Genomic DNA, 11571 nt, shown 5'->3' with positions numbered 1-11571 from the left:
TGTATTATGATTGTGTATTGTTTTTTTGTTGCTTTTTTAAGTTTATGGTAATATTTTATCTATTATCGGAACGACAAAAGTACGAAAATTTGAATATCTAGCTATAATTTTTCTCGTCCGTATGACGACACAGTAAATGGGGTAGGTGCATGGCGACCATTTTGATAGTAGACGACGCAAAATTCATGAGGACCCTCGTTAAAGACGCCCTGGTTCCCGCCGGTCATGAGATCATCGGCGAAGCCGAGAACGGTAATGAGGCTATCGAGTTATACAAGCGGCTGAAGCCGAACCTGGTCACCATGGATATCACGATGCGTGAAAAGGACGGGATCGAGGCCGCGGAGGAGATTCTCCGCCAGGACCCGAACGCCAGGATAATCATGGTAACGGCGCTGGGCCAGGAAAACCTTCTTACCAAGGCCATCAAGCTCGGTGTCAGGGACTTCGTGGTCAAGCCCTTTCCGCCCGAGCGGCTCCAGAAAGCGGCGGAGAAGGCACTTGCCTGAAATAAACTGATTGACATAATACCTATCGGTTATATAAAAAACCCCTCCATAAAGAGGGGTTTTTTGCGTGAAGGCCTGTGGATCCGGGGGTCTTTGCAACACCCCCCGGAAACATCCTGTGCACTGCGTTGACACTATGAGCGATACTGAAGATAAAATTGAAGCGGAACCGGGCGAAAGCCCCGAGAATAATCCCATCATCCATATCGATAACTTTGAGGGGCCCCTGGATCTGCTCTGGGACCTGATTAAAAAGGCAAAGATCGATGTAACGGAAATCACCATATCCCACATCACCGAGCAGTACCTAGGCTACCTCAAGGTCATGGAGAAGCTGAACGTCCGCATCGCCACGGATTTCATCCGGATGGCGTCGGAGCTCCTGTATTATAAAAGCTGCGCCCTGCTTCCGGCGGGCCAGATCGAGGATGAATATTTCGTGCCGCCCCTTCCCCCCGAGCTGGTCCAGAAGCTGCTGGAGTTCAAGAAGTTCCAGAACGCCTCGCGGAGGCTCATGGAGGAGTTCGAGACCAGCGCGAACCGGTACACAAGGGAGAACAGGATCGAGGAGATCATCGAAATCGACGATTACGGCGATGTGTCGCTCTTTGACCTGCTGAAGGCCTTCGCGGAGGTCATCCAGTCGCAGAAGGAAGTCGACGAGAAGGAAATTGTATTTGACGAGATACTGGTGAGCGACAGGATTGAGCATATCAAGAACATGCTGGACAAGGCGGATGTCATACAGTTTCCCGATATCTTTACGGCGAAGCCGTCGCGGATCGAGATCGTGGTGACCTTCATGGCCATACTGGAGCTGGCGAGAACGAGGATCATCAAGCTGCTCCAGCATAAGGTTTTCGGTACCATCCGCATCGTGAAGCATGCGGCTCCGGCTCCGGCTCCGGCGTAAGCGGCATATGACTATACGATGCAGGTGTAATCACCCCTCCCTTGATGGGAGGGGCAGGGGGGAGGGTGATAATCAATTCACCCCCACCTCGCCTCCCCCATCGAGGGGGAGGGATGAATTATTCGCAGGGAACAAATAGCAACATGTCACAGGATATAAAAGACGACGTCATCGGGCAGAACGGCGGGGAAGCCGGTCCCGATGACAGCCATAAGGATGACGATGTCATCAAGGGATTGCTGGAAGCGGTGCTCTTTCTGAGCAACGAGCCGGTGCCCCTCGCGTTTTTCGTGAACAGCTTTTCCATCGATCAGACCCACGCCAAGATACTCCTCGACACGCTGGTCGACGAATACGAGGACCGTGACGGCGGCATCAAGCTCCAGGAGATCGCCAAGGGATACCAGTTCGTCACGAGTGAGCGGTATGGCGAGCAGCTGCGGCGCGTCATCGGGGTCAGGAAACGTGAAGGGCTCTCCAAGGGAATGCTGGAGACCCTTTCGATTATCGCCTACAAGCAGCCCATCGTGCTGGCGGAGATCGACGAGCTCCGGGGCGTTTCGTCCCGGATGATGGTGGTGAAGCTGATGGAGCGGACCCTGGTCAAGCCGGTGGGGCGCAAGGAGCTGCCGGGCCGTCCCCTGGCCTACGGAACGACCAACGAGTTTTTGCGTTATTTCGGACTGAACAAGCTATCGGACCTGCCGAAGCTTTCGGAGATTAAGGAATTCTCTTTGAACTGGGACGAATGACATGGCCGACCATGACGACATCGCGAGGATCGACAGGGAGATCATCGGCCTGATCTCGCGGCGGAGCGAGCTGTACATGGAGCGGCTCCGGGCGCGGACCGGAGAAGACTCCTTCGCGCCGGAGGAAAGGAGCAGGCTCTACGATCTCATCGATTCATGCAACGCCGGGCCCCTTTCCGGCGAGACCATCAAGCGGGTGTACACCGACATCCTGACGGCCTCCATGGCCGCCATCGCCCCGGTCAGGGTGGCCTTCCTGGGGCCGGAGGGGACCTTTACGGCCATCGCCGTCAGGGGCCTCTTCGGCGAAGCCATCGCCAAGCTGCCCCAGCGCACCATACAGGACGTGTTCCTCCAGGTCGAGGCCGGATCGGCGGGCTACGGCGTGGTGCCCGTCGAGAACAGCACCGAGGGCGCCGTCACCTTCACCCTGGACGAGCTCATGGAAACGACCCTATCGATCATGGCGGAGCAGTACGTGCGCGTGACCTACAGCCTGCTGTCGCGGGCGAGCGGGATTTCCGCCGTGAAAAAAGTATACTCCCATCCGCAGACCCTGGGTCAGTGCAAGGCCTGGATAAGGGCGAACCTGCCCTCCGCGGAGATCGTCAGCGTGGATTCGACGTCGCGGGCGGCAGAGATCGCCGCCGGGGAGGACGGGGCCGCGGCCATTGCCTCGGGCCTGGCCGGTGAGATCTACACGCTGAACACACTGGCCACGATGATCGAGGATTCGCGGCAGAACTTCACCAGGTTTTTCCTCGTCGGCAGGAAGCCCGCCGCGCCGACCGGCAACGACAAGACCTCCCTGGTGTGCGCCGTCAAGGACAGGCCGGGAGCGCTCCTCGATCTCCTGAAGCCGTTCAGCGAGGCCGGCATCAACATGACGAAGATCGAGTCGCGTCCCGATAAGAAGAAGATGTGGGAGTATAATTTCTTCATCGACATATTGGGGCACGCGGAGGACGACACGGTCCGGAAGGCCCTCGGGAAGGTGAAGAACGAGACGATCTTTCTCAAGATACTCGGGTCGTATCCGATAGGCAGGCAGTGACGTCATTGTTCAACAAAGTAGCCATATTCGGCCTGGGACTGCTGGGAGGATCGATCTGCCGGGCCCTGAAAAAAATCGATCCGGGGATTTTCATTGCCGCCTACGGCCGCAATGCGGCCAGGCTGGAACCGGCCCTCGCCGAAAAATTCGTGGACTCGATCGGCGCCTTTGACCGGATATCCCTATCCGGAGTGGATCTGGCGGTGGTGTCGACGCCGGTGGACTCGTCGGTGGAAATCATCGGGAAAATACTCACCGCCGGAGACCTGGACCCCCGGACCATCGTGATCGATGTGGGCAGTGTCAAGGATGTCATCATGCGGGAGATCGGGAGGCTCGACCGGGCAGGGCAGTTCATCGGGTGCCACCCCATGGCGGGCTCCGAGAAGACCGGGTATGATTCGGGCCGTCCCGACCTCTACAATGGCTCCTCCGTCATCATCACCCCCCACGGCGGCAACCGGCCGGAGGATGTCGGCCAGGTGGCGCGGTTCTGGGAGTCCCTCGGGGCGCGGACCGTCACGGTTTCGCCGGAGGAGCACGATCTCCTCGTTACCTACACCAGCCATCTGCCGCACCTGGTCGCCAGCGCCCTGGTGGCGGTCTTCGACGATTTTCGCGCGGCCCACGACCCGGCCTGCGGCATCGGCGCCTTCATCGGGAACGGCTTCCGTGACGCGACGCGCATCTCGGCCGGCTCCCCGGACATGTGGCGCGACATCGTGCTTCAGAATCGCGGCAACATATCCGCGTCGATCGAGGTCATGATCGGAGAGCTGAAGCGGCTAAAGGCGGTAATCGATGAAGCCGGGACCGGCGGCCCGGTCCATGATTATTTTGCCGCGGCTAAAAAAATCAGGGATGGTTTGAGCCAATGAAAAAGATCGTGGTTGCCGTCGACGGCCCCGCCGGATCGGGCAAGAGCAGCGTATCGCGCCAGGCGGCCGTCGCCCTGGGGATCAAATACATAGACTCCGGCGCCATATACCGGTCCATCACGTGGTACGTGCTGAAGCGCGACGGGAGCGTGGCGAAGGATTTCGCCTTCACCCCCGATATAGCGGGTATGGATATCAGGCAGGAGTTCCTTCCGGACGGCTCATCGCTGACCTGCGTGAACGGCACGGACGTGACGCGGCTGATACGGGACGAGGAGATAGCGCGCAACATCGGCATCATTTCTGACGACCGTGATGTCCGGGGCCATGTCAACGCCATGCTGCGGACCTGGGCGCGGGAAGATTCCATAATCATGGACGGGAGGGACATAGGGTCCGTGGTGTTCCCGGACGCCGACCTGAAGATTTACCTTGACGCCTCGGTGGAAGTGCGGGCTGGGCGCCGCATTAAAGAGTACCGGGAATTGGGAAAAAATGTTGACGAAAATCTAATCAAAAAACAGATTATACAGCGTGATGAACAGGACACTCGGCGGCCTTTCGGGGCGCTGGTCCGGGCGCGCGATGCAGTATATATTGATACTTCAGACATGCCGATGGATCAGGTGATCAACCGCATCAAGGAACTCGTTCTTCAAATTCGGTGAAACCGGAATGGGCCGCGGCACACGAGGGTAGCCGCCGGAAAATCGACGGCGGCCGTTGCCCGGTCTCACTATCTACATGTCAGGATGGAACACTATGGAGAATCTCACCCCTGAAATAAATGAAAACATAGACATGGAACATGTGGCGGATTCTACCATGGATGAGATCCAGCCCGGAATGATCGTTCAGGGCGAGATCGTGACCATCGACAGCGAATACGCCTACGTGAACGTCGGGACCAAGTCCGACGGCAGGATCCCTCTCCACGAGTTCGAGGAAAAGCCGGGCATCGGCGACATGGTGCCGGTGATGCTCCAGAACAAGCGGATGATCGACGGGATGCTGCAGTTTTCCAAGAACTCGGCCAGCGCGGAGCTTTACTGGAAGAAGTTCATGGACTGGTACAACGAGGGCCACAAGACGATCATGGGGAAAATAAAAAGCTCCATCAACAAGGGCAAGCTCGTGGACTGCAGCGGCGTCATCGCCTTCCTTCCCTTTTCCCTCACCGCGGACCTGAAGAACAAGAACGAATCCGACACGGAATATGAATTCAAGATAAAGAGCATCGACAAGAAGAAGAAATCGATCGTGCTGTCGCGCAAGGAATTCCTCGACGAGGAGCTGGAGGCGCGGTGGGAAAGCTTCACGTCCAAGTACAAGGCCGGCGACGTTGTCAAGGGCGAGGGCGTCAAGTACGTCGAATTCGGCATCTTCGTCCGCGTGGAAGGCCTTGACGCGCTTCTGCACCGCAATGACATGTCGTGGAAGAAGGTCTTCAAGCAGCGGAAAGTGCTGAAGCTGGGCAAGGAGCAGGAATTCGTCATACTCGACATCAACCGCGCGGACCGCCGCATTTCCCTCGGACTGAAGCAGCTGGCGGAAGATCCGTGGATAACGATAAACGAGCGATACAAGCAGGGCGACCGGGTTTCCGGAAGGGTCGTCACCCTGACGAACCACGGCTCCTTCGTGGAGATCACCGACGGGATCGAGGGATTCGTCAACAACGCGGACCTCACCTGGAACAAGAACAGCTTCAACGCGAAGGACATGCTGGTCAAGGGCGAGACCTACGACTTCATGGTCCTCGACATCAACCAGGCGGACCGGAAGCTGACCCTGGGCTACAAGCAGCTCAGGACCAACCCCTGGGACACCATCGACGAGCGGTTCCCGGTCGGATCGGTTCACCGCAAGAAGATAAAAAAGATCGTGAAGTTCGGCATGTTCGTCGAGCTCGAAGACGGAATAGACGGCCTTGTCCACACCTCCGATATCTCGTGGGACGACAGCGTCAAGAGCGTTCCCGGCACCTACGCGGTGGGCGACGAGGTGGAGATCAAGATACTGGATATCAACAAAAGCGACATGAAGATAGCCTGCGGCATCAAGCACCTGACCAGGTCGCCCTGGGAGGAGATCAGGCAGAAGTATCCTCCGCGGACCCGGGTGGAAGGGACCGTTTCCGGGATCACCCTCTTCGGACTTTTCGTGAAGCTTGAAGGAGAAATCGAGGGCCTCGTTCACATATCCGAGGTTTCGAGAAAGCGGATCGAAAAACTTGAAGAGCATTTCAAGATCGGCGACGCCGTCAGCGCCGTCGTTCTCGACGTCGACGTGGAAAAGAAACGGCTTTCCCTCAGCATCAAGAGCTTCGAGTCGGCCTCGGAGAAGGAAGAGCTTGAAAAGATAATGAAGGGGACGAGGCCGAGCACCGTCACGCTGGGAGATTTTGTCAACATAAACCTGGAGAACAAATAATCAATGGCCCGGAAACCGCGCACCAGACCCGAACGCGAAACGAAAACAATCGAGATCGAACGCAACGTCATCGAGCGGTTCCTCATGGACGCGAAGGAGCTCGTGCGGAAGAATAAGAATATCGTCCTCTATTCCGTCATCGGCCTGGTAGCCGCCTGCGTCGTCGCCATTGGGATCATCGTTGCCGTCGACACCGTGAACACCCGGAACGAGAAGCGTTTTGAAAAAATCATGGATGATTACGGCGCGTTTTCATCCGCCGGGGACACCGAAAAGGTCAACGGCGTCGTCAAGGAGCTGAAGAGCTTCGTCGATTCCACCTATTTCGGTTTTACCCGCACCATGGCATATTACGCGCTGGGGAACATCCTCTACGGCCGGAAAGAATACAAGGAGGCTCACGCGAATCTGGTGCGGTACGCGGACAAGGCGCCCAAGACGACCCTGGCCCCCCTGGCGCTCCTGAAGGCGGCCATAGCCCTTGAAGAGACCGGCGACCTCAAGGGAGCCCTCGAGATATACAGGCGCCTGGAAGACCGTTATGGCGACAGCATCATCGCCGACCAGATATTTTTTAATGCAGCCCGCGTGTACGCAAAGAAGAAGGACCTGGTCAACTCGCGCAGTTATTACAACAAGGTGATAGCGTCCTTCCCGGAATCGGCCTACGCGCAGCAGGCGCGGAAGCGCCTTTTCATGCTGGGAGCTCTCTGAGGGCGGGACAGGCCGGCGGACGGGGCCGTTGAAGCTGCCCGCGCACCGGAGCCCGGAGGGGATCTTTCCGCGATACTGTTAAAAAATATCTTGACAGAATTCCGGCAAAATATTGAAAATCCCTGATAACGTGCTATTATACCGATAAGAAATCGTTATTTCGCATGTAAAAAGCGCCTTCCCCCGGCGAAGGCGGTGGAAGGCTGCAATACAAGTGGAAGACCGATTTATATACAGTATAGATAATAAGTAACTATGGAGTTTTACCGTGGCATTACCAAAGAGAAGAAAATCCAAGTCGAAGTCGAGAATGAGAAGATCCCACGACGCGATCGGCGCTCCCAATCTGCGTCCCTGCCCGAAGTGCGGCGCTTACGTGCTTCCCCACAGGGTATGTCCCGAGTGCGGTTCGTATAAGGGAGAGATCATCGTTGAAAAAAAGGTCAAGATCAAGGAATAATATCCAGCGTATCGATATCATCAGGAAAGGGATGCCCCGCGGCATCCCTTTTTTCGTGCGTGGGGTTTAAACCCCACGTTAACAGAAACGCATATCATTGCACAATTGCTTGACAATTTTGTGTTCACCCATAAGAATAGCATGGTGGCGGATACCTTTTCCATGCCGGTTTTTATCAGTCTGGGAGGAATATCATGGCGACTGTGTTTGAACGTGTACAGAAGATCATAATGAAACAGCTCAACGTGGATGAAGAGCAGATTACGCACGACGCCATGTTCGTCGACGACCTCGGCGCGGATTCGATCGATTCAGTCGAGCTGGTGATGGCCTTTGAGGCGGAGTTTAAGCTGGACATCTCCGAAAAGGACGCCGAGGGATTCCAGAAGGTCGACGATGTCGTCAAGTTTCTGGAGTCGCGCATCGAAAATCAGAAATAGGGCCCGCGCCGCGGGACCGATGGAATCGCATGGGACGGGAACAGAGCCATACATCAGAAGACCACCGGAAACAAAAGAAGATCGAAAACAGGAACATTGACCGGCTTCAAAAGACCCTGCGAGTAAAATTCAAGAATAAAAGCCTCCTCATGCGGGCCGTGACCCACCGGTCCTACGTTAACGAATCGGGAAGAACGGTCAGGGACAACGAGCGCCTCGAATACCTGGGTGATTCAGTCCTCGGCCTGGTGGTGAACGAATATCTTTTCAAGGTGTTCGAGGAGTACCGTGAAGGGAAGCTCGCCAAGATAAAGTCCGCCGTGGTTTCCGAGGCCACCCTCGCGAAGATAGCCGGGGGGATGGCCCTCGGCGATTATATCCTCATGGGAAAGGGAGAGGAGCACAGCGGGGGCAGGGGGCGTCCCTCCATCCTGGCGAACACCCTCGAGGCGATCATCGGCGCAGTGTACCTCGATTCGGGGCTCAAGACGAGCCGCACCTTCGTCCTCTCCCTGCTCCGGGACGAGATAGACAGCGTGAACAACCTCACCTACCTGCGCGATCCGAAGACAGCGCTCCAGGAATACGTACAGAAGAAATACAAGGAGCGGCCCGTGTACCAGGTCATCAATGAGCGGGGGCCGGATCACATGAAGGAATTCACCGTAAGGCTCGTCATCAACGGCCGGGAGATCGTTACCGGCGAAGGCCCCAGCAAGCGGAAGGCCGAGATGAACGCGGCCCGGGCATCGCTGAAGAAAATCGAGGACGGTGACATTGATATTTGACCCTTTCAAGAGAAGCGTTACGGTCCGGGTAGCCGGCATCATCGTCCGGGACGGCTCCCTCCTGCTGATAGCCCACAGGAAAAAAAACGACATTTACTGGCTCCTGCCCGGAGGCGGCGTCCGGCGAGGCGAATCCCTCACCGAGGCTCTCTGCCGGGAATTCAGGGAAGAGCTCGGGGTAGGGATCGACGTCGGCAAGCCGGCGTTCATGTGCGATTCCATCGATCCCCTGGGGAGGCGGCACATACTGAACATATCCTTCAACTGCAGCCACCGGGACGGCGAATACCGGATCGGAAAGGAGCGACGCCTCCATGATTACGGTTTTTTCAGGAAAGAAGAGCTTTCCTCGATGCGGATTTATCCCCCTGTCAACGCACTGCTGGAGAAGGTGCTGGACGGGAGAGAACACGATTATTACCTGGGCAGCATATGGGTGAAATGACGCGTGCCATTACCGCCAGGGCGGGGGCCCATTCCTACGATGTCCTCATCGGGAGCTCGATCCTGCCCGCGTCGCTGGCCCGGCCTGAGATGGCGGGCTTCGAGCGCGTGGCTGTGGTGGCGAGCTTCCGCGTCTATGGCCTGCACCGCGATTACATCGACGAGTCCCTGTCCGTCCTGGGCGACCGGTGCGATCTCATGCTCTATGAGGACAGCGAGGAGAACAAGAGCTACGGCCGCGCCGAGGAATTTCTGGAGAAGTTCATCGGCGGGAAGATGAACCGCCGGTCGGCCGTTATCGGCATAGGCGGCGGCGTGACGGGTGACTTCGCCGGGTTCTGCGCCGGCCTGTACATGCGCGGCGTGCCGGTGGTGCACGTACCGACGACCCTCCTGGCCATGGTCGATTCGAGCCTCGGCGGCAAGGTGGCGGTGAACCTGTCCGTGGGCAAGAACATCGCGGGCCTCTTCCACCAGCCGAGGCTGGTCGTGAGCGACGTGAGGTTCCTCGGGACGCTTCCCGACGAGGAGTTCAGGAACGGTCTTTCCGAGGCGCTGAAGCACGGCCTGATAGGCGAGGATACCACCCTGGGGCTCCTGGAGCGCAACGACCCCGCCTCGATCAGGGACGAATCGGCGGTCGCGGACTTGGTGGCCCGGTCCGTATCCTTTAAAACAGGGGTCGTAGAGCGGGACGAGAGGGAAAGCGGCCTCCGGGCCATCCTGAATTTCGGCCATACCGTCGGCCATGCCATCGAGTCGCACCTGGGGTACCGGGGCGTCTCCCACGGAGAGGCGGTGGCCGCGGGGATGCGCGTCACGACGGAGATTTCCCGGCGCCTTGGTTTTCTTTCCGACGAGGAGGCCGGGCGGGTGCGGGCCCTCATCGAGCGGTACGGATTGATCCGGCGGCGGTGGGGTCTCGACCCGGACGGCGTCATCGGCCACATGGAGTACGACAAGAAAAATTTCGCCGGGGCCATTAATTTTGTCTTGCTCAAAGGCCTTGGCAGGCCCCTTATTAATCAGCGGATACCCCCGGATCTGCTCAAGGGCGTCATGAAAGAGATCCTTGGCCAGTAGCCGGGCGGGGGTCCCGGTCATGGCAGTGATAAAAGGTCGGCAATGCTGAATTATTCCATCAACGAAATAGAAGGCGTCAAGGTACTTGTCGTGAGCGGCAGCCTCACGGCCGACACGATCGAGACCTTCAAGTCCATCGTACGACAGGTTGCGGAGCGCGAGAGCCTGATCATCAATTTCGAGAACGTGACCCTCATCACGTCCGCGGGCATGAACGCCCTGGTGGATGTTTCCTTCTTCGCCAAGGACCATGACAAGCGGGTCATCATCCTCTGGCCGGAAAAGGAGCTCCTCAAGATGGCGGAGACCCTGGGGGTGTATAATTACCTGATTTTCGCCCAGAGCATCGATGAGGCGAAGATGAAAATAAAATTTTTCACGTGAAAAAACTAAGTTATATACCCGCTTGAAAAGATATTCGATTTGAGAAGATTTTTATGATGAATTATTCGCGGGGGTTCATCGCTCGTCCGCCTCGTATAAGCAGAGCCAAATGCGACGTCCTGTCGCGGCTCTGCACTCGGACATCCTGTCCAGCGCACCATGTTGACTCGGCGGAATCGGCGACGTCCCTGTCGCCTACTCGCTGATGAACCCACCGCGAATAATAATTCTTTTACTGGACTGCATTTTTACACCACCCAGCGTATGCAATTATTATGAAAAATTTTATCGTTCATTAAAAAAAATAGGTGGAGGGCCTTGACTTTTTTAAATAATTATGATACTTTGATAGTTGTCGAAATGAAAAAATATTGATAAATCCTATGGATACCAAGCAAATGGCCAGGGTCATGAAGGCCCTATCAAATCCGAATCGTCTCGAGCTTTACCTCGAGATATTGAAGAAGTGCGAAGCGAGCTTTGAGACAGAGCACAGGGAATGCCTTGTGAGCGATGTCATGTGCTCGTTCAATATCGGCGCACCGACCATATCACATCATCTAAAAGAGCTGGCCGATGCCGGCCTCATATCAACCGAGCGGAAGGGAAAATTCCTGGTGGCCCATATTATTGAAGACACCATCGATGAAGTCAATGCCATGCTTTCAATAAAGCATTAAAAGTAAAATTTTTTTATGATACAATTCGATACTTATGAA

At 56.5% G+C, this 11571-nt stretch carries 15 protein-coding genes; all 15 read left to right on the top strand.

Annotation, left to right across the window (positions count from 1 at the left end; genetic code table 11):
* Positions 1–149 precede the first annotated feature (149 nt).
* The 15 genes from KA369_04415 to KA369_04345 all read left to right on the top strand — a co-directional run bounded on the left by KA369_04415 (position 150) and on the right by KA369_04345 (position 11532).
* Positions 150–509 carry a response regulator gene (locus KA369_04415; protein MBP7735197.1) on the top strand — a complete coding sequence of 120 codons (360 nt, stop codon included), beginning with the start codon at positions 150–152 and terminating at the stop codon, positions 507–509.
* A 136-nt stretch (positions 510–645) separates the two neighbouring features.
* Positions 646–1422: a segregation/condensation protein A gene (locus KA369_04410; GenBank protein ID MBP7735196.1), complete on the top strand. Its 777-nt coding sequence runs from the start codon at positions 646–648 to the stop codon at positions 1420–1422.
* 143 nt (positions 1423–1565) lie between these two features.
* Complete coding sequence (gene scpB / locus KA369_04405) at positions 1566–2174, top strand: SMC-Scp complex subunit ScpB (GenBank protein ID MBP7735195.1); 609 nt, start codon at positions 1566–1568, stop codon at positions 2172–2174.
* Between the two features lies 1 nt (position 2175).
* Positions 2176–3228: a prephenate dehydratase gene (gene pheA / locus KA369_04400; GenBank protein ID MBP7735194.1), complete on the top strand. Its 1053-nt coding sequence runs from the start codon at positions 2176–2178 to the stop codon at positions 3226–3228.
* A gap of 5 nt (positions 3229–3233) precedes the next feature.
* Positions 3234–4106: a prephenate dehydrogenase gene (locus KA369_04395; GenBank protein ID MBP7735193.1), complete on the top strand. Its 873-nt coding sequence runs from the start codon at positions 3234–3236 to the stop codon at positions 4104–4106.
* The gene (locus KA369_04390) at positions 4103–4774 is read left to right on the top strand and encodes a (d)CMP kinase (protein ID MBP7735192.1); all 672 of its coding nucleotides are present in this window, start codon (positions 4103–4105) and stop codon (positions 4772–4774) included. The genes KA369_04395 and KA369_04390 overlap by 4 nt, the downstream gene beginning before the upstream one ends.
* Before the next feature lie 94 nt (positions 4775–4868).
* Positions 4869–6539: a S1 RNA-binding domain-containing protein gene (locus KA369_04385; GenBank protein ID MBP7735191.1), complete on the top strand. Its 1671-nt coding sequence runs from the start codon at positions 4869–4871 to the stop codon at positions 6537–6539.
* A gap of 3 nt (positions 6540–6542) precedes the next feature.
* Positions 6543–7253 carry a tetratricopeptide repeat protein gene (locus KA369_04380; GenBank protein ID MBP7735190.1) on the top strand — a complete coding sequence of 237 codons (711 nt, stop codon included), beginning with the start codon at positions 6543–6545 and terminating at the stop codon, positions 7251–7253.
* A gap of 268 nt (positions 7254–7521) precedes the next feature.
* Positions 7522–7713, top strand: coding sequence for a 50S ribosomal protein L32 (rpmF, locus tag KA369_04375; GenBank protein ID MBP7735189.1), 192 nt, complete (start codon positions 7522–7524; stop codon positions 7711–7713).
* A 194-nt stretch (positions 7714–7907) separates the two neighbouring features.
* Entirely contained in the window at positions 7908–8153 is a 246-nt protein-coding gene (gene acpP / locus KA369_04370; GenBank protein MBP7735188.1) for an acyl carrier protein, read from the top strand.
* Positions 8154–8182: 29 nt separating this feature from the next.
* A complete protein-coding gene (gene rnc, locus KA369_04365; GenBank protein ID MBP7735187.1) occupies positions 8183–8941 on the top strand; it encodes a ribonuclease III in 759 nt (252 codons plus the stop codon).
* Positions 8931–9386 carry an NUDIX domain-containing protein gene (locus KA369_04360; protein ID MBP7735186.1) on the top strand — a complete coding sequence of 152 codons (456 nt, stop codon included), beginning with the start codon at positions 8931–8933 and terminating at the stop codon, positions 9384–9386. Before rnc ends, KA369_04360 begins: the two co-directional genes overlap by 11 nt.
* Entirely contained in the window at positions 9374–10468 is a 1095-nt protein-coding gene (gene aroB / locus KA369_04355) for a 3-dehydroquinate synthase (protein ID MBP7735185.1), read from the top strand. The genes KA369_04360 and aroB overlap by 13 nt, the downstream gene beginning before the upstream one ends.
* A 42-nt stretch (positions 10469–10510) precedes the next feature.
* Positions 10511–10852, top strand: a complete 342-nt coding sequence (locus KA369_04350; protein MBP7735184.1) for an STAS domain-containing protein — start codon at positions 10511–10513, stop codon at positions 10850–10852.
* 383 nt (positions 10853–11235) lie between these two features.
* The gene (locus KA369_04345; protein MBP7735183.1) at positions 11236–11532 is read left to right on the top strand and encodes a winged helix-turn-helix transcriptional regulator; all 297 of its coding nucleotides are present in this window, start codon (positions 11236–11238) and stop codon (positions 11530–11532) included.
* Positions 11533–11571: the final 39 nt, after the last annotated feature.

The organism is Spirochaetota bacterium (assembly GCA_017999915.1).
Classification (GTDB): domain Bacteria; phylum Spirochaetota; class UBA4802; order UBA4802; family UBA5550; genus RBG-16-49-21.
This window is presented reverse-complemented; position numbering and strand designations above follow the sequence as displayed.